This is a genomic window from Streptomyces sp. NPDC048001 (genome assembly GCF_043203115.1).
Taxonomy (GTDB): Bacteria; Actinomycetota; Actinomycetes; order Streptomycetales; family Streptomycetaceae; genus Streptomyces; species Streptomyces sanyensis.
Map to the genome: position 1 here is coordinate 127,611 of NZ_JBIDBN010000012.1, position 18,910 is coordinate 146,520.

Below are 18,910 nucleotides of genomic sequence, written 5' to 3' on the forward strand. Positions count from 1 at the left end.
GGCTCCTTGTCCGGCTCAGGCTGCGGCGTGCTCGGCGATCAGCGCCCGCGCCGCTTCGAGGTCGTCCGGTGTCTTGAGCGCCACGGTGGCCACCTCCGGCAGGGCCCGCTTGGCGAGGCCGGTGAGCGTGCCGCCCGGGCACACCTCCAGCAGAGCCGTCGCCCCGAGGGTCGCGAAGGTCTCCATGCACAGGTCCCAGCGGACCGGGTTGGCCACCTGGCCCACCAGGCGGGAGAGCACCTCGGCGCCGTTGCCGACGATCCCGCCGTCCTTGTTCGACACGTACGTGGCCGCCGGGTCGGCCGGTGCGACGTCCGCCGCGGCCCGCTCCAGCGTCTCGACCGCCGGGGCCATGTGGCGGGTGTGGAACGCGCCCGCCACCTTCAGCGGGACCACCCGGCGCACGCCCTCGGGCTTGTCCTCGGCCAGGGCCGCCAGCTGCTCCATGGTGCCGGCGGCGACGATCTGGCCCGCGCCGTTGATGTTGGCCGGGGTCAGGCCCAGCTTCTCCAGGTGCGCCACGCTGGTGTCCGGGTCGCCGCCGAGCAGCGCCGACATACCGGTCTCGGTGACCGCGGCGGCCTCGGCCATCGCGAGCCCCCGGGTCCGCACCAGGCGCAGCGCGGTCGTGTCGTCCACGACGCGCGCGAAGGCGGCCGCGGTGAACTCGCCCACGCTGTGGCCGGCGACGGCGCCGGGCACCAGGTCACCGAGCGCGGAGGCCGAGAGCAGCCCCGCGGCCACGAGCAGGGGCTGGGCGACGGCCGTGTCGCGGATCTCGTCCGCGTCGGCCTTGGTGCCGTAGTGGGCGAGGTCGAGGCCGATGGCATCGGACCAGGCCGCCACGCGGTCGGCCGCGCCGGGCAGTTCGAGCCAGGGGGTCAGGAAGCCGGGCGTCTGGGCGCCTTGGCCGGGAGCGACGAGTACGAGCACCCTCACACTCTCTCTTGTGGACGGCTCCGCCCGCCCGTGAGGACAAGGACGAAGAACCGTCGGGGGAATTGTCGGTGTCCCACAAAAGTCTAGGGCTGTGTGTCCGCGTCGGCCAGACGCCCCAAGATCAGGGCGATCCGCAGCGTGAAGGCGGAGCGGACGTCCGAGGGTGACCATCCGGTGACGTCGGTCACACGTCGGAGCCGGTAGCGCACGGTGTTCGGGTGGACGAAGAGCATCCGCGCCGCGCCTTCCAGACTGCTCGCCTGTTCCAGATAGACACTGAGAGTTTCCAGCAGCGCCGACCCGGCTTCCTCCAGCGGTCTGTAGATCTCCTCCACCAGTTGTTCGCGCGCCGCGGGGTCGGAGGCGATCGCCCGCTCCGGCAGCAGATCGTCCGCCAGCACGGGGCGGGGCGCGTCCTGCCAGGCGGAGCACGCCTTCAGCCCCGCGGCGGCCGCCTGGGCGGACCGCGTGGCGGCCAGCAGGTCCGGCACCACGGGGCCCGCCACGACCGGCCCCGCCGCGTACGGGCCGATCAGCGCCTTGGCCACCTGGAGCGGGTTGTCGCTGCCGCCGGCGATCACCACCAGCCGGTCGCCGAGGACACCGGTCAGCACCTGGAGCTTGGCGTGCCGCGCCGCCCTGCGGATGGCCTCCACGGTCAGCTCGCTGTCACCGTCCGGCGCGGTCCCGAGGATCACGCACACATGGTCCGGCGAGTTCCAGCCGAGCGCGGCCGCCCGCGACACGGCGCCCTCGTCCGCCTCGCCGGACAGCACCGCGTTGACCACCAGCGACTCCAGCCGCGCGTCCCAGGCGCCGCGGGCCTCCGCGGCCTGCGCGTACACCTGGGCGGTGGCGAAGGCGATCTCCCTCGCGTACACCAGCAGCGCCTCCCGCAGCACCGACTCGTCGCCCGGGGCCGCGACCTCCTCGATCGCGCTCTCCATGACCTCGATCGTGGTGCGCACCATCTCCACGGTCTGCCGCAGGGTGATCGCCCGGGTCAGCTCCCGCGGCGCGGTGCCGAAGACGTCGGTCGAGATGGCCTGCGGGGTCTCCGGGTGCCGGAACCACTCGGTGAACGCGGCGATGCCCGCCTGGGCGACCAGCCCGATCCACGACCGGTTCTCCGGTGGCATCGCCCGGTACCAGGGCAAGGACTCGTCCATGCGGGCGATCGCGTTCGCCGCGAGACGGCCGGAGGACTGCTCCAGGCGGCGCAGGGTCGCGGAGTGGGGGTGGGAGGCGTTCGCGGCAGGTTCGGGCACGGGGACAAGACTGCCTTATCCGGACGGCCGGGCGGAGTGCAGGGGGCTCGACCGGTCCCGCCGGGCGGAGTGCCGGGGGAGCCCGACCGGTCCCGCCGGGCCGGCGCGGGGCACCGCTACCGTGGTCCCGTGACAGCCACCACGATCTCCGTCCACCGCGCCGGGGACCGCTACCCGGGAGGCGAGCCGGACGCCGGGATCACCTCCCGGCACGCGTTCTCCTTCGGCGGGCACTACGACCCGGACAACCTGCGCTTCGGCGCCCTGCTCGCCTGCAACGAGGAGCGCCTCGCGCCCGGGGCCGGGTTCGCGGAGCACCCGCACAGCCACACCGAGATCGTCACCTGGGTGGTCTCCGGCGAACTCACCCACCGCGACTCCGCGGGCCACGCCACGGTGGTGCGCCGCGGTGACGTCCAGCGCCTGAGCGCGGCCTCGGGCGTGCGGCACGTGGAGCGCAACGACGGGACGGAGCCGCTGGTCTTCGTGCAGATGTGGCTGGCCCCGCGGGACCCGGGCGGTGACCCCTCGTACGAGATCGTCCGCGGCGTCGCCGACGCCACCCCCTACGAACTCCCCGAGGCGGGCGCCCTGCTGCACGTGCACCGCCTCGCCGCCGGGGAGCGCGCCGCCCTGCCGGAGGCACCCTTCGCCTATGTGCACGCGGTGCGCGGGGAGGCCGCGCTGGGGGAGGCGCTGCTGACCCCCGGCGACGCGGCCCGTGTCACCGGCTCCCGGGGGCTGGAACTCGTCGCGGGGGGCGCGGGCGCCGAGGTGCTGGTGTGGGAGATGGCCGGGGGGTGAGGCGGGGGCGGGGTGCGTGCCCCCGGCCTCGGCAGAGTCTCCGAGTTCGCGGCGGAGAGTCCTGTACTCTGCGTGCCCTCGTACGGCCCGGCAGATTCCGGTAGCTGCGTCCGCTGCGAGGCTGGGGCTGCCGCCGACCCTCGGCCGACGGGGCGAGGAGTCAGCGGCCTCAAAGAGCCGTTCTCATCCTGTCTCTGGCAGCGGGTCAGCAGGGGTTCGCAGCGAGACGAGGCTTAACTTGACTCTGTCGGGGATTTTGGAGTTGCCGAGATCAGGTGCCCAGGGTGCGCCAGGATTTTGGCCGGGGGATCTCGCGTTGGTCGAGGGAGTTCTGGAAGGCGGTCGGCCGACAGGGAGGGGGCGCTTCTTCGGTCGGTGGGAGACTGCTGAGGCGCTCGATGTTGATGGCGATGGTGGCCAGGACGTGCTGGACGTGGGCTTTGCCCTGTCCCCGGTATCGGCAGCGGCGCATGCCGTGGCCGTGCGCGAACTCGTTGACTGTGCCTTCCACTCCGGAGTGGACCGCGTAGTGGGTCTTCCAGTCGGGTGTCTGTTGGTAGGCACGGACGCGGAGTTGCAGGTCGCGGAGTCGTATCGAGTCGTACTCGCGTGTTCGCGCTGAGGGCGGCGGTCGCGGGGTGGTCTCGCCGGCCGGGGCCGTGCTGCTGGTGGAGAAGGTCCGCAAGTCCGGTTTTGATCAGGCGATGTCGACGGCGCTGGCGCCCTGGCGGAAGTCCCGCGCGGTGCACGATCCTGGCAAGACGGTGCTGGATCTCGCGCTCGCGGTCGTGCTCGGCGGCGACTGCCTCGCCGATGTCGCCATGCTGTGGGCGGAGCCCGGTGTGTTCGGGACGGTGGCCTCAGATCCGACGGTCTCCCGGCTCATCGACACCCTCGCCACCGGCGGGTCCGGCGAACCGCTGGCCGCTGTGCTGCGGCCCGGAAACGCAGGCAGCAACACCGCCGCGGACCACATCACCGCCCCGGGACAGCCCTTAGTGTTGTTGGGCGTTTTGACAGTTCAAGGGGGTGTTCACGAGTGGGTCTGACCTGCGTCGCCAGCGGACTCTGAAGATCTTTACCCGTTCATCTAGTGATCGTTCCCCGTACGGAGGCGCTGCCGATCCTGTGGGTCAGGAATCAGAGGTACCCGGCTCGCCAGCCGGCCCACGATCAACGCTCTGGACGATCCTGTCGACAACCGACTGCCGCGCCCGTTCCCGGGCAGAAGCCAGGCGGCGGTCCAGAAGCAAGAGGGGCGCGAACCAGAGGAAGCCCCACAGCGTGAACCCCTCGACCACACCGAACGTGCGCAGCAGCATGTTCGTCAGGAACGACAACCCCGCGGCCAACACCCAGGCCCCGGAACGATTTCTGGCGAGCCACCTCAGCGGAGCATCAGCCCGGCCCGACAACTCCTGCACCGTCGCGGCAGCCACTGCCGCCTCATGCTCTTCGACGACGGTTGCGGCGCCCTGTCGGGGCGCAGCGGTGACCTCATCGCCGCTCGCGCCGCGAAAGCCCTCCGCTCCCGCGGAATCGAGGGCTGCACTCTGCTGCGACAGCTGTGCTCGACGCCGACGCGCGTCCACCACCGCCAGCCGAAAATCTTCGAGATAGCCACGCCCATGCCAGGCCAACACCGCCTGCACATGCTCGTCTTGAGGAGACCCCGCAGCCAACTCCTTGAGCCGAGCGACCAATTCCGGCGCACGCCTCACGCGCCCCGGATAGTCGAACCCGTCGGCCCGCAGACAGAGCTCGGCATACGCGGCGATCAGGTCGATGTCGTCCGGAGCAAGCTCCAGCCCACGCCGAAACGCCGCTTCCGCCGCGGCATCATGGTCGTCTTCATCCTCGGCCATGTGCCCAAGCCCCAACCACAAGTACAGCGCGGGTTCGGAACGACCAGAAGCCAACCGCTCTGCGGCCATCTTACGTATCTCGCGATACCCCTCGACCACGAACAACTCTTCGAACGCACCTATGTATTCCACAGGAAGTCCCCCCTCTTTCAGCAATTGCGAGGTTCAGCAGGGAGGGCCACTCCGAGCGAAGCGGAGTGGCCCTCCCTGATGAACTGGCGCTCCACCGAAGTTTCCGCAGCGGAACTATCACCACGCTGTGGAGTACTCGGCCCTTTACGTCGACGATCGGACCTACAACGTGCTCCTGCGCAACGTACGGGCACTCGGTCGAACGCACCGCCACCGAGCCTGAGGAACGCTGGCGCGCGTTGAAGCGGATCACCCTCAGCCTCTGCCACATCAGAGGCATCGCCCATCGCCGAGCCGTACCCGCCCTCAACGCAAATCTGGGAGTGATCGCTACCGAGAAGACTTCACTCTTCGTATTCGATGAAATCATTCAGGGCAGCTGCGAGCCACTGACTAAATTCTTCGAAGTGAGAAATCTGCTCCTGACCAGGAGGTGAGTAGTCCTCCACCACGGACACTCCGCCTAGATCCAGATCCCAGCAGGCAACTTCGTCGTTGTCCTGACGCCGAGAGAAGGGGATCAGATTCCGCGTAGGGTACCGCTGGCTGAGGCCAGCAGATCTAGCGGCTAGCGTCGCATCATCCAGCGCCCACCACGGATCCAAGTCCAGCAGCCCAGCCGTAGCTGCTCGCATGAACAGATCAGGGTACGCGAATCCCTCTGGCCGCTCTTTCTCCATGGGAGTCATCGCTCCTTACTCGCCGTTCCAACTCGTAGTATCGGATCCATATGGATTGTTGTTCCTGTACGCTGCGCCCTGCTTGTCGATCCTAGCCATGACAGCTTCACCCCACGTGGTGGGTGTTGACTTCTTCGTATTGAACCTGCCCGAATCGATCATTTCCTGCGGCAGGGGATCGTCGAATCCGTGCACGCGGGCTTGCACATCCACACCGGCCTTCTTAGCCCCAAGAACCCGACGATTATCCACGGATGTGAACCTGCCATCAGGCATTGCCACGATGTCCACGGGGTCACCCTTCCAACCATTCGCCGCGATGCTGTCAATCGTTCCCCCGGCCCGAGTGACTGACTTCTGGCTGAACCTCACCTGGGTTGCGGCAATCGTAGAAACCCCCTGGGGAAGGCTGCCACCAGCTGCTCCGGCGGTGCCGAGTTCGGCAGCGACTTGGGCGCAGCCTGCTGGGTTGGCGAGGCAGGCTGCGGCGATTTCGGGGCCGATTGCCAGCGCAACTGGTGCGGTCGCTGCAGCGAGGCCTACGACCGTGATGCCGCCAAGGACGATCTTCTGCCAGGTCTTGAGCGGGGGTGGCGTGTAGGTGACGGAAGGCCCGTACGTCCCGCCGCCCATCCACGGGCGCATCGTGATTTCTTTGGGCTTGGGCTTGATGGCCTTGAAGGTCACCGAGCCGCGTGGGGCGGGGTGGTTCTTGGTGCCGCGGCCGATGTAGGTGGTGACGGAGACGGTGCCGTGGCCCTCGATTTTGGCTTGCTGGACGTTCTTCCAGTACCAGCCGTAGCCGTTGTTGACCCACTGAGAGCCGTGGTGCTTCCTGGCGTACTCCTCGTCGCCGCGGACGGTGTCGGTGGGGCCGATGGGGCGGAGGCCGTCGGGGTCGGAGAAGGTGATGGGGCTGTTGTTGGCGTAGTTGTAGCCGTTCATCTGCTGGGAGTCGGTCACGTCGAGGACGGGGTCGACGGAGATGAAGCGGCCGATGGCCGGGTCGTACTCGCGGGCTCCGAGGTGGACCAGGCCGGTGGTGTCGGTGTCGTCGGTGCCGCCGACGAAGCCCTTGGTGCCGGGCCAGGTACCGCTGTCGGTGCCGCGGTCGCCTCCGAAGGGGAGGTTGCGGCGTTGGGACAGGGCCAGGTCGTCGGCCTTGACGGCGAGCCCGGCGGTGCCTTGGTGGTCGCCGAGGGTGAAGGCGAAGGTGCCGTCGTTGTTGCGGATGGCCTGGTTGCCGCCGCCGAGGCTCATGTAGCGGGTGGCCTTGGCGGTGGTGGCGCCCTTGTCGAGGGTGATCTCGGTGTGGCCGAGGTGCAGGGTGGTCTTGGACGGTGCCCGGGTGATGAGGCGGTTGCCGTCGGCGTCGTAGAGGTAGCTGGTGGTGCTGCTGCCCTCGCTGACGGTGGCCACGTGGCCTTCTGCGTCCCAGGTCAGCTTCTGCCCGGGGCGTGTGGTGGTGTTTCCAGCCGCGTCGTATCCGTACGAGGCCGTCGACGTGTCAGTCCCCTGGGTGGTGGTGACGCCGGTGAGCTGGTTGGCGTCCGTCGTGCCGGGAGGGGTGTAGTCGTAGGTGCGCTTGGTGTCCTTGCCGGTGTTTCCGCCGGTGTCGTGGCGGGTTTCGGTGAGGCGGTTGCCTGCCTTGTCGTAGGTGTAGGAGTGCCAGTAGGGAGCCGGGCCGCCGAGGTCAGCCGCGGCGGGTTTGGCGGCGCAGGTGGTGGTCTTGGCGGTCCAGGCCTCGGTGACGCGGCGCAGGTAGTCGTAGCTGTAGCACTGGTTGTCGGTGCCGGTGCGGGAGACATCGCTCTGGGAGAGGATGTTGCCTGCTTCGTCGTAGCGGTAGGTGACGTTGCGGTCGACACCGCTTTGTTCCTGCCGGTCGACGCGGCTGGTCGCCAGGCGCTGGGTGCCCCACTCGTAGGTGTTGGTGACCTGTGTCTTGTTGCCTCCGGCGGTCAGTCCCATCGTGTACTGCAGGGGCTTGCCGGTGAGGCTGTAGGAGATCGAGGTGCTCATGCCCTGCCCGAACACGCTGATCGGGCGGAGGGTCTCGTCCTCGTAGCTGTAGTTGAAGCCGCCACCGGGCAGCGCGCCGGCCGCGGAGTAGCTCACGCCGGCGACCAGACCGGAGGCCTTGTAGCTGGTGCCGGTCTGATAGGTACCCGCCAGGGCGCCTTCGACGGCCGGAATGACGACTGCGGTACGGGACGCCCGATAGAGCCGGTCGTACTGGGTGACCTTCTTGGTGTAGGCCTCGCCGTCCTCGTAGCGGATGGACTCCGCGAGGTAGCCCTTGGCGCCGGGCACGGTGTCGTAGACCCACTTGGCGCGCAGAGGTCCGGTGGCCGAGTCCTGACGGAGTTCTGTCTTGCGGCCCACGTTGTCGTAAGAGTAGGCAAACTTCGTGCCGCGCGCGTCCTGGGTGGACGTCAGCTGGCCGCGGTCGTCATAGCCGCTGGTGCTCGTGCCCTTGGCCGGGTCCTGGGCGCGGGTTTGGCGGCCCAACTGGTCGTAGGAATAGGACCAGATGTTGCCCGACGGGTCGGTGACCTTTACCAGGTTGTCGCGAACGTCGTACTCGTACTTGGTCGTGTCGTAGGCGCTGCTGGCGCTGCGGGTGTGGTGCTGGCGCAGTTCCGTGGTCTGGCCGCGGGCGTCGATCAGCGCGGTGGTGGCGGTGCCACCGACGGGCGGGATGACCGTGGCGCGGTCGCCACCGTAGATCGTCCTGGTGGTCTGCAGGACTGTGCCGCCGTCGCCGTTGCCGGCGATCTGCTTGACCTCGACGGGCCGCTCGAGGCCGTCGTAGGCGGTGCGGGTCTGCGTCTCGACGGACAGGGCGTCCTCGGGCTTGAACAGGCTCGCGCCCGGGGCGCCGGTGGTGTAGTAGGGGGCGAACGTCTTGGCGGGCAGGCCCTGTTCGTCGTAGAAGACGTCGGACAGGATGCGCCCGCCATCGGGACCTGGCTCCTGCGTCTGGCGTTTGCGCAACTGACCGTCGTAGATGACGGTGCTGGCGATCTGGCCACCCGTGTTGTTGAGCTTCTTGGTGGTCACCGCGACGGGCTTGCCCTCGGCGACGGTGTAGGAGAACTGGAAGCTCGGGGTTTGAGTGTTGCGTCGGTCGGCGAGCCAGACCTTGGTGGAGCGGCCCAGCGCGTCGAAGGCGAACTCGGTGACCTTGCCGTTGGTGTCTGTCTCCTTGGTGATCAGGCCGCGAACTGGATCTAGCTCCTGCGTCTTGGTCTGGGCCGTGGTGGCGTCACCAGCGGTGGCAGGCGGGGTGGTCGACGTGATCTGTGTGGGTCGTCCGGTGGCCGGTGTGTAGGCGGTTGTGGTGGTGCGGCCGTCGCTGCGCGGCGTGCGTATCGGATCGCCCGTGCCGGTGACGATCACGTCGGCGGTGAGGTCCGTGGCGGTCAGCTGACGGCCGTACGAGTCGAAGGTGGCACCCGTCTCCAGATAGGTGGCCTTGGTGCCGTCGTGTGACCTGAGTGTCGCCGTGGTGGTGCTGTCGCCCTTGGTCGGGGCGGCGCCGTAGGACTTGCCGTCGTACGCGGTGCGCACGTCGGAGATGACGTCCCTGGACCGGTCCGGCGTGTCCGCGCAGGATCCGGCCACGGTCTCCACACGTGACGTCAGGCCCAGAACGTTGAGACTGGTGTTGGTGGCGTACGTGGTGCGGGTGCACTCGTCGTCGGCGGCTGTGGAGTCGTCGCCGAAGTCGTTCGCCTGTACGGCACGCCCGGTGGTGTCATCGAAGGTCGTCGCGGTCGATGTGGTCCGCCATCTCACACCCGCGCCCCCGTCGAGGCTGTTGAAGGTCTTGGTGTGGGCGGTGCCGATGTAGTGGGCGGCGATGGAACCCCAGTCGCGCTGCTTGGCCGCGGTCTCGTGCCGCCAGGGGTGGTTGACCGTACGGGCGAGGATCTTCCCGCCGGGGGCGTCGTAAGTGACCTGCTTGTACTTGAAGCCGGCCCAGGCATCGTGATCGCTGATCGCGGCGCCCTCGCCGGGGTCGAGGGTGACCGAGACGCTCCTGGTCGCGCCGCCGGCCCTGTCCTTGCGGTCACCGTCCATGCCGCGCAGGAAGTAGTGGTCTTCCTGGCTCCTCAGCGCACTGTCGCCGCCCTCACCGCCGGTGCGGATGCGGACGTGCCCGTAGCCGCGCCACTGGGACCAGGTGCGCTCCTTGTCCTTGGTCAGCCCGTTGTCGTCCCAGTGCCAGGCCGCACCGTCCAGGTACGTGTAGCGAGTGACCTGATCGGGGGCTCCACCGGTGCGGTCAGTGTCGACGACCGAGGTGGTGACGTACTTGTTGAACCAGTGGACGGCCGGGTCTTCGTTGAACCCGCCGCCGTAGTACTGCGGGAAGCAGCGGGTGGTGTTCGCCTGCGGCGTGGGCAGGTCGGCCGCGTCGCAGACCGGTGCAGAGTACGTGATGTCGGTCTGACCACCCGTCTCGTTCGCGATAGAGGACAGGCGGGACTTGATGAACGGGGCGTATCCGTCCGCGGTCTTGTCGAGCCGGTTGGGCAGCTGGGTGTAGGCCAGTGTCGTCTTCGGCAGCGTGATGGGTGTGGCGGTTCCCGAGCCGGTGTGCTGAATGCTGTCCAGAAGCAGCTGGTAGTCGGTGTCCGCCATGCCCCAGCGATGCTTCAGCTTCCAGGAGTCCACGGCGTGAAAGGTTCCATCGGGTTGCAGTACCTGGGTGGTGACCTCGGTCAGCCGCTTGCGCGTCCAGAAGCTCGGCGAGAAACGGCCCTCGCTACACTCCGTGCCGACTTTGCAGTTCAGATCCCAGGGGGTGTCGTACCAGTAGGAGGCCTTGTCGCCGATGGTGTCTTCAGCACAGGACACGCCGGGTTCGGGCAGGCAGCGCTCACTGCTGGTGAACAAAACCTTGGCGTTGGGCGTCTTGTAGAAGTTGCCACGCAGCCCGTACTCGATGCGCTTGAGGTAGCCGCCACGCACGTAGGGTGTGTCGTCAGCGGCCTTGAGGTTGCGGCCGTAGGAGTTGTTCTCCTTGCCGTAGTAGTACGACATCAGATTGCCGTGCAGGTCGATGACTGCATCAAGGTTCCAGCGCCATGTCTGCTGGCACCACGACTTTGCGAAGGTAGCTTTGTTGCACGGCTCGCCGGAATCGTTGCCGAACACCGGGACGGTCCACGACGAGTTCGTCTCGTTCTTGCCTGCGGCCCAGCCGGAAGGCCGGTTGTAGCCGAAGTAGTAGCGGGTCCCGTCCGGAGAGGTCAGCCGCCAGTACTCGCCGTCATTGTCCCCGTTGGCCAGGCCGGAGTTGCGCAGTCTGTCGATCTTGGTGCCGTCGTCGTTCTTCAGCTTGAAGCTGTTCGCGCCGGTCGGCACCAGTTCGCTGGAGTTCCCGTTGAACGTGAGGAAGGCGTTGTCGTAGCCCCAGCACAGGTCCCCGGGCTTGGAGCCGGTGCTGCTCTTCTCGCCGTCATCCGCGCAGGCCTTGTAGCGGCGCTCGATGAAGCCGGGAGCATACTCGAATCCGTCGCCGATCCACGAACCCTGGTTGTTCGTGGCGGTGGTGCGGCCGTCGAGGCTCTGTGCCGAGTAGCCCAACCCGACCGTCGGCGACAGGGCCCCGGGCACTTCGGGAGTCGGCATCGGGTAGTGCCAGGTGAAGTCGCCGGTGTTGAGTTGCGTGTTCCACGACGACGATGGAGAGAGCGACGTCGCCTTGTAGGTGCCGGTATCGCCTTCGGCGGCAGCGGTGAGCGCCAGCACGGTGGGCCGCGCGGCATCGAGGGCGACGTGGCCTGCCGTCAGTGTGGCGGCGTCCTTGTCGTTGATCGCGGCGACCGGGCTGGTCCGTCCGCACTCTCCGCCCTTGTCGCCGTCCAGTGCGCAGGCTGGCATCTGCACCAGGCGCAGGCGGGACCCGTAGGAGCCGCCGTACTGCTCACCGAAGCGCTTGTAGTCGACCTCCACCGACACATGCTGCCTCCTGGCACTGCTCGTGCTCCCGCCCGATTGCCGGGGGCGGAGCGTGAACACAACGTCGTCGGCTTCTGAGGCGCGGTGGTCCCCGGTGCTCAGCAGGCGTACGTCCACCGCGTCCGGCGTCGTCGTCCGGGCGGCCCGGCCGCCCTTGCCGTGCGCCGGTCCCACCGTGAGGGGCACGCTTTCTGCTTGCACCGGCTCGGCCGAGTCGCCGAGCTGCACGATCTCATGCGCCGGGGCAGGCGGGGCGGAATGGGGCTTGTGGGACGGCGTCGGCGATCCCTCGTCGAGCGTGCGGGGTCTCACACGGTTCTCGGCGGAGCCCTTGACCGGCTTCTCCGCGTCCGGCAGCCCTCTCAGGCCGTCCTCGGCCTGAGCTGCGGGGGCCGCTGCGAACTGCAGGAGCGAGGCGATCAGAGCGGTCGACAGTGCGGTGACCGCCGGTCGTAGGAACCCGCCTCGGAGACGGGGTGTTCCGGGTATGGACATGCGTCATCCAGATCAGAAGGGGACCGCTCAGCGGCGCCCGAACAGACGGAGAGAACAAAAACTGGCGGGCCGGGACCCTGGGGTCCCCGGCCGGCCGAGTCAGGATCCGGCAGGGACCTCCGTGGGAATGTCAAAGAACTGGCCGGCCAAGTGCTCGATTTGCCTGTCGGTCAGCGCGCCCTGGAAGGTCCACACGTCGTCGACGAGGCCGGGGAAGTACGCGCCCCACGAGCCGCCGTTCTTGGCGCGCCCGATCTGGAGGGACTTGGCCGCCCTGAAGGCCAGTGTGTTCTCCGCCCAGGAGACCTGGTCCGCGCACGCGTCCTCGTCGGTCTCGCCGTCGGCGTCGTTGTCGGCGCAGGCGATCACCTGGAGGGTGCCGTTGACATACAGGCGGGTCTGCTTGGCGAACCCGTCGTAGACCGCGGCGAGGTGGTTCCAATCCCGCGCGTCGAAGAACTCGCTGTTCTCGACGCGGACGATGGTGGCGTCCGAGCCGTCCTTGTCGGCCACTGTCAGCTCCCAGTGGCCGAGGCCCTCCGGGTCGGTGGCATCCGGGACGAAGCGGACTTCGAAGGCGTTCTGGGTGGCGCCCTCGGCGCTGACCAGCGTCACTCCGTGCTGGGGCAGCGCGGCTGCCTGAGCCCAGGCGGCGACGGTGTAACTGGCGCTGGTATCGACCGGTACGGAGGTGGTGGCCGCGTAGCCGCCGACGCCGTCCAACTCCAGACTGCCGCTGTCGATGAAGCCCGTGTCGGACTTCTTCGCACCGCCGTTCAGGGTGAGGGCGCCGCCGCCCGCCGCGTTCGGCGCGGTGACGGGCCCGGTGCCGGTGGTCTCCTCGAACGTCCAGCGGCTCTTGACCAGGGGGCGCTGCTGGAAGATCTGGCGGACCTCGTCGTCGGCTACGGGCCGGTCGAAGAGCCGTACGTCGTCGATGCTCCCGGAGAAGTAGTCGACGTATTTGCCCGTCCAGACGGTCCGCCCGACCTGCACAGCACCCTGGGCCTCCCACGCCTTGGGCGCGGCGTCGGTGCCCTGCAACTGCCCGTTGACGTACAGCCGGATCTGCTGGGCGGTGGCGTCGTGGACCGCCACCAGATGGGCCCACTCACCGGGCCGTGCGGGCTGGGTCGCTCGCACCACCTGGTCCCGGATGTTGCCTGCCTGGACGTCCTCCAGGGACGTGCGCAGGCTCCAGGTGTCGGCCCCCGCCTCATACGACAGGTAGAACGGGCTGTAGTACGTGCCGCTCTGGCTGAGCACCGTACGGTTGCCGGTCACGCCGCCCTCGGGGAGCTTCGCCCAGGCAGACACGGTATAGGAGCCCGCGGTGTTGAGCACCGGTCGGTCGGTGGCCGCGTACCCGGTCGCACCGTTGAGGGTCAGGGCATTGCCCGCGACCCCGCTCCCACCTGCCGTGGCCCCGCCGTGCAGGGTCAGCGGCTGCCCGGTGGCGGCGCCGACGACCTCGGTGGTTCCGGCGTCCTCGTCCAGCGGGAAGACCGCTCGGGCCGGCCGGCCGCCGGTGAGGTCCTGGCCCTGCTGAAGCGCTGCGGCCTCGGCCGCGCCGACGGCGCGGTCGAAGATCCGCACGTCGTCGACCGTGCCGGGGAAGAAGGACTTGCGGGTGCCGCTGTAGATGCCGGCGCCAAGTTGAAGGCCCCGCCGGGCCTCCCAGGCGGTGGTGTAGGCGGTGGACCCGGCGAGTTTGCCGTTCACGTACAGCCGCAGCTGTTTCGCCTTGCCGTCGTACACGCCGACCAGATGGGTCCACTCACCCGCCTCGGCGTCGCCGGGGGCAGCGGCCATGGCGCGGGCGATGGAGGCCCCTGCCGTGTCGGAGGTGTACTGGTTGAACACCCAGCGGTCGTAGTACCGCGAGTAGTACAGCTCGAATCCCGGAGAATGGTTGCCCGGCTGGGCGGCGATGATCGCCGCGTTCTCCGGCATCCGGTCGAGTCGGGCCCAGGCGGAGACGGAGAAGCTGTCCGAGGTGTCGACGACGGTGAGGTCGGAGTCGGCGTACCCGGACGTGCCGTCGAAGTGGAGCCCGGTGCCCTTCCTGCCCTCGGCACCGAGGGTTGCCCCGCCGTGCAGCCGTACGGTCCTCGGGGGCGTCGCACCCGCTGCCATGGTGGCACCGGCGGGCTCGTCCAGCTGCCAGGCCGCCCGCTCGGGCTGCCCGGCCTTGACCCGGAACTGGTAGGTGCGGACCTCGGAGCCGTTGCCCGCCTGGTCGAACGCCTGGGCGGTGACGAAGTTCAGGCCCGGCTTGGCGGGCAGCAGCCGCACGGACCTGGCCGCGCCTCCGCTGGTAGCGACCTGCCGGGACGCAGACGGGTCGGTGTTGAACCCGTAGCGGTAGCGGACCGCGTCCGTGGAGGGCGAATCAAGGGAGAACGTACCGTACTGGCCGACCCCGTCGTACCACGGGTCGTCGGGGTCCTCCGGGTCCGACGCGGGGTACTGCTCCGAGGAGATCGCGGGTGCCTTGGGCACGCTCGTGTCGTAGACGAAGTAGCAGCCGGTCGGATCCCCGGCGTACGACCACGGTGAGTACTGCGCCCCGTCGTACGAACGGACGAACCAGTGGACCTGCCTGTTCGGCGTGACCGACTTCGGTAGCGCGATGGAGAAGCTCGAACCGGACTTCTTGTACGACGTCCGGGCCGGCTTCCAGCGGACGATCGGGCCCTTGCCGTCGCCGGAATCCCACTTCGCCTGGAACTGGACCGCGATGTTGTCGCCGTCCGGGTCGGTAACGTTGTTCGCGTAGATCTTGCCCAGCGTGCGCACCCGGGCCGCGCTCCCGGGCTTCTTGCAGGTGCCGCCGTACTCCATGGCGAGCTGTGACATCTTCACCTGCTGCGGCGGACGGTTGTACTTCACCCGCAGGAACGCCTTGTCGGAGAACCGCTTCCAGCCGTACCGGTCGGACTCGCTGCCGGCGCGCAGCCCGAACGTCATCGTCGGCCACCTGCCGTTCGCGGCCTCCTGCACCGCCGCCTTCACATCGAACTCGGCGTCCTTGGAAGCGCAGCCCGAGTAGCCGTACGCGAACGAGCTGGACCGCAGCTGCTTGATCCAGAACCCGGAGGCGTTCTGAGAGTTCCATGTCGTCGACGAGGAGATGTCCTTCGTCCGCCACAGCTCGACCTCCCGCTTCGAGCACGAGGCCGACCATGTGTTGCGGACCACGAACTCGGCGGACAGAATCGTCCGGCCCGCGTACTTGGACGTGGGCACGCGGTAGAAGAGCCGCTTGGTGTCGTACGGCTTGCAGTAGGCCCAACCGCAGTAGCCGAGGCCCGAGTCCGACTTGCCGTTGAACTTCCACTGCGGAGACGACGCCCAGTACTTGGACGCCATCGTCCAGGCCGAGGCGCGCGGCGTGTACCACTGGGGGTCGATGAAGACCGGGTACTCGGTGTCCTCGCCCTTCAGCACGTCCAGATCGGGCTTGAGCACCAGCTCGCGGCCACCGGGCGGGAGTTCCACACCGACGGGGGCGAGCTTGGCGGACTCGGCGGGGCCGGGTTCACTGTCGGTGGCGCCGTCCGGAGCAGGATCGACGTCATCCGACAGGACGGCGGTCTTCAGGAACTGAGGAGCGGGCCCCTCCACGGTGTTCTTGGCGTCGTCATCCTTGTCGGCACCTCCGCCGAGCGTGCCGTCGCCGGAATCCCACATCTGTGGCTTCGGAGCCTCGAACACCGGGGTACCGGCGCCCTTGTCGACCGCGGCCAGTCCACCGGCCGCGGTCTGCCTGACCTCCATGCCGTCCGCGGCGAGCCTGAGCCGCAACTCGGCCAACTCCGGACTGGCCGCGGCCGCCGCACTGTGGACGACGACCAACTGCGTGAACCCGTCCTCCTGAGCGCCCAGCCGCAGATCAACGCCCGGCAGGACGTCCCGGTATGTCGCCGTGGCACCGTCCAGCTCGGGCGCGGGCAGCATGCCGGGCCAGGACAGCGCCAGCTCGCGGCCCGCCTTGCTCATCCGCACCAGCGGAGCGTCGAGGCCGCCGCCGGAGAACTCCAGGCCGACGGTGGCCACCTTCGGTGCGACTGTGCCGCTGCCGTTCGGCGCCAGAGCCGTGTCGACCGGCTTCCACTCACCGTCGACCCTGGCTCGGACGGGACGTAGGTACTCCCGTCTTTCCAGATCCCCTTCGGGGGTCACGAACACCTCGGCGCTCTCACCGCGCATCGAGGTGATCTCCACGCTGCGGCCGGTTCGTACGGCCTGCTCCCGTGCCCTGTCCTCGGACAGCGCGGCATCCCCAGAGCTGGTCAGTGCCTTCTGGGTGTCCGGCGCCTTCGAGACGACGGCCGCCGTCGCGGTGGCGGGCAGCAGCCCGACCGCGAGTGCGGAACTGAGAGCGAGTGCGATGGTTCCCCCGACGCTGCGCATGCGCGCATGCGTCTGCATCTTCTTCATTCCCCCGCATCATGAAAATCGCATGAAATAATTGTGGTCAGTGGGAACTTATCTCACTCCTACAAATCCGGTCCAGGTCGATCGCTTTCTGTCACTCCAGCCGCGCACGACCAACGAGGCGCTGCACGGCACCCCTTGAACGACACTGCGAGGCTGGCGAGGCCGTTGCGGCGGTGCTTGCGCTGGATGACCCATCGGCGCCCCGCTCGGGTCGGTGGCCTTCACATCCGCGCCCAGGTCCCCCACCACTGCCGACGCAAACCGCGTCCCGGCAACCGCCCCGGCGGCGGGAGGGTGACGCGAGTCCGTGAGGGTGCCGTCAAAGCGGCTAAGTCCTGGCAGCAGGATGGGCGTCCGGCGCCGGTCCAGTGGTCGGGGCCGTCCGAGAACGTCGCCCATTGCGGAGCGTGTTGCTGGTGACGTATCCCCTGGGGCGATCACCTCGGGCAGAGCGAGAAGCGGAACCAGCGGCGGGGATTTCAAGCACTCGGCACGCAGTCGATCCCCCGCCTGTTCGCGCGAGATGCGCGGCTGGCCCCTCGGCACTCTTCTCGACCCCCGGAACGCGGACGGCGAGCCATTCCCGCAGGGGCCCGGAGCCCTCAACCCGCCTTCGCGCCGAACCAGGTCGTGAGGGCGGCGTGCAGGTCGTCCTGGGCCTCGCCCGCCCACGCGACGTGGCCGTCGGGGCGCAGCAGCAGGGCGGGGGCGTCGGGGCGTACGGCGTCCGTGCCGGGGTCGATGACGTGGTCCACCCGGTCCGTCCAGCCCTCCGCGGAGAGCCGACCGGTGCCGTCGAGCAGCAGGCCGTGCCCGTCGCGCATCAGCTCGTAGAGGCGGCCCCGCTCCAGCTTCAGGTCCCGCATCCGGCGGCCCACCAGTTCGTGGCCCCCGCCGAGGTCGTAGCGGACCGCGATGGCGGTGATCTTCTCGATCAGGTACCGGTTCACCTCGTCGAAGTCCATCAGCTCCGACAGCAGCCGCCGTACCGCCACGGCCCCCGGCTCGGTGGACATCAGCTCCATCTGGGCGCGGGTGGTGTCCAGGACGTCCGCGGCCACCGGGCGCCGCTCGGCCTCGTAGCTGTCGAGCAGCCCCGCAGGGGCGCGGCCCGCCACGGCGGCGGCCAGCTTCCAGCCGAGGTTGAAGGCGTCCTGCAGGCCCAGGTTGAGCCCCTGCCCGCCGGCGGGCGGGTGGACGTGCGCGGCGTCGCCCGCCAGCAGCACCCGCCCCACCCGGTAGCGGTCGGCCAGCCGGGTCCCGTCGCCGAAGCGCGAGGTCCACCGGGGCGAGTGGACCCCGAAGTCGGTGCCCGCCACGGCCCGCAGCCGCTCCCTGAACTCCTCCAGGCCCGGCGGGACGGAGCGGTCCGGGGCAAGCCCCTCGGCGGGCACGACGACGCGGTACACCCCCTCCCCGAGGGGGCCGAGGCCGAACCGCAGCTGGGCCCTGCGGACCTCGGCCACCACGGCCGCCACCTCCTCCGGCGGCATGTCCACCTCCATCTCGCCGAGCAGGGTCTCGTGCCGCGCGGGTTCCCCGGGGAAGCCCACCCCGAGCAGCCCCCGCACCGTGCTGCGCCCTCCGTCGCAGCCCACCAGGTACCGCGAGCGCAGCCGGGTCCCGTCGGCCAGCTCCACGCTCACCCCGTCGCCGTCCTGCTCCAGGCCGACGAGGGCGCAGCCGCGCCGGATCCCGGCGCCCGCCGCGGCGGCGTGCTCGGCCAGCAGCCGGTCGACGACGGGCTGCGGGATGCCCAGCACATAGCCGTGGTCGGTGTCGAGCCCGCCAGGCGAGGGCTTGCCGATGCCGGCGAAGAACCCGCCCAGCGGGTACCGCGTGCCGTGCTCCAGGAAGCGCTCCAGCAGGCCGCGCTGATCCATCACCTCGATGCTGCGCACATGCAGGCCGAGCGCCCGGACCTGCCGGGTCGGCTCCTGTTCCTTCTCCAGCACCAGCACCCGCACGTCCTGCAGGCGCAGCTCCGCGGCGAGCATCAGACCGGTCGGTCCGCCACCGGCGATGATCACGTCGATGGTCTCGTCCATCGGGAATCCCCCTTCACCCGTCGTATGCCGTCGGCCGCCGCATGCGGTCCCGGCGGCGCGCACTCCGGCCCCTGCTCCCTCCCCTGCCTGTGCGTACGAACCTGCTCATACCGGTAGGTCATGCCGCAAAGGTGAGAAGCTCGCAGTTTCCGGCTCAGGTCGGTGATTCTGCAGCACACCGGGGGCCTTGCGGCAAGGCCCCCGGTGTGCTATAGGTTGAGAGTGGCAAGGAGCGGACGAACTCCTTGCCTTTTCGTTTGTGG

General features: G+C 69.1%; 9 protein-coding genes and 1 pseudogene. 2 read left to right on the forward strand and 8 right to left on the reverse strand.

Going from position 1 to position 18,910, the window contains the following annotated elements; genetic code table 11:
* Positions 1-15: 15 nt before the first annotated feature.
* Positions 16-933, reverse strand: coding sequence for an ACP S-malonyltransferase (locus tag ACGF15_RS22660; RefSeq protein WP_345610281.1), 918 nt, complete (start codon positions 931-933; stop codon positions 16-18).
* A gap of 89 nt (positions 934-1,022) precedes the next feature.
* Positions 1,023-2,207 carry a helix-turn-helix domain-containing protein gene (locus ACGF15_RS22665; protein ID WP_256523904.1) on the reverse strand — a complete coding sequence of 395 codons (1,185 nt, stop codon included), beginning with the start codon at positions 2,205-2,207 and terminating at the stop codon, positions 1,023-1,025.
* 129 nt (positions 2,208-2,336) lie between these two features.
* Between ACGF15_RS22665 and ACGF15_RS22670 the strand changes: the two genes are divergently transcribed.
* Positions 2,337-3,011 (forward strand): pirin family protein, encoded by a 675-nt coding sequence (locus tag ACGF15_RS22670; protein ID WP_392801408.1) that lies wholly within the window; start codon positions 2,337-2,339, stop codon positions 3,009-3,011.
* Between the two features lie 271 nt (positions 3,012-3,282).
* Here the strand turns inward: ACGF15_RS22670 and ACGF15_RS22675 are convergent, their stop codons facing one another.
* Positions 3,283-3,696 (reverse strand): transposase, encoded by a 414-nt coding sequence (locus tag ACGF15_RS22675; protein WP_392801411.1) that lies wholly within the window; start codon positions 3,694-3,696, stop codon positions 3,283-3,285.
* On the opposite strand from ACGF15_RS22675, the pseudogene ACGF15_RS22680 reads away from it, so the two are divergent.
* Positions 3,605-3,991: pseudogene (locus tag ACGF15_RS22680) on the forward strand (transposase); the annotation flags it as partial. The gene ACGF15_RS22675 and the pseudogene ACGF15_RS22680 overlap by 92 nt on opposite strands.
* A gap of 153 nt (positions 3,992-4,144) precedes the next feature.
* Here the strand turns inward: ACGF15_RS22680 and ACGF15_RS22685 are convergent.
* From ACGF15_RS22685 to rox, 5 genes are all read right to left on the reverse strand, one after another.
* Positions 4,145-5,008 carry a hypothetical protein gene (locus ACGF15_RS22685; RefSeq protein WP_392801413.1) on the reverse strand — a complete coding sequence of 288 codons (864 nt, stop codon included), beginning with the start codon at positions 5,006-5,008 and terminating at the stop codon, positions 4,145-4,147.
* A gap of 344 nt (positions 5,009-5,352) precedes the next feature.
* Positions 5,353-5,697 (reverse strand): hypothetical protein, encoded by a 345-nt coding sequence (locus ACGF15_RS22690; RefSeq protein WP_256523900.1) that lies wholly within the window; start codon positions 5,695-5,697, stop codon positions 5,353-5,355.
* Between the two features lie 6 nt (positions 5,698-5,703).
* Positions 5,704-12,156 (reverse strand): RHS repeat domain-containing protein, encoded by a 6,453-nt coding sequence (locus ACGF15_RS22695; protein WP_392801415.1) that lies wholly within the window; start codon positions 12,154-12,156, stop codon positions 5,704-5,706.
* 99 nt (positions 12,157-12,255) lie between these two features.
* Positions 12,256-16,599 carry a LamG-like jellyroll fold domain-containing protein gene (locus ACGF15_RS22700; protein ID WP_392801418.1) on the reverse strand — a complete coding sequence of 1,448 codons (4,344 nt, stop codon included), beginning with the start codon at positions 16,597-16,599 and terminating at the stop codon, positions 12,256-12,258.
* Positions 16,600-17,201: 602 nt separating this feature from the next.
* Positions 17,202-18,647, reverse strand: a complete 1,446-nt coding sequence (rox, locus tag ACGF15_RS22705) for a rifampin monooxygenase (protein WP_392801420.1) — start codon at positions 18,645-18,647, stop codon at positions 17,202-17,204.
* Between the last annotated feature and the right edge of the window lie 263 nt (positions 18,648-18,910).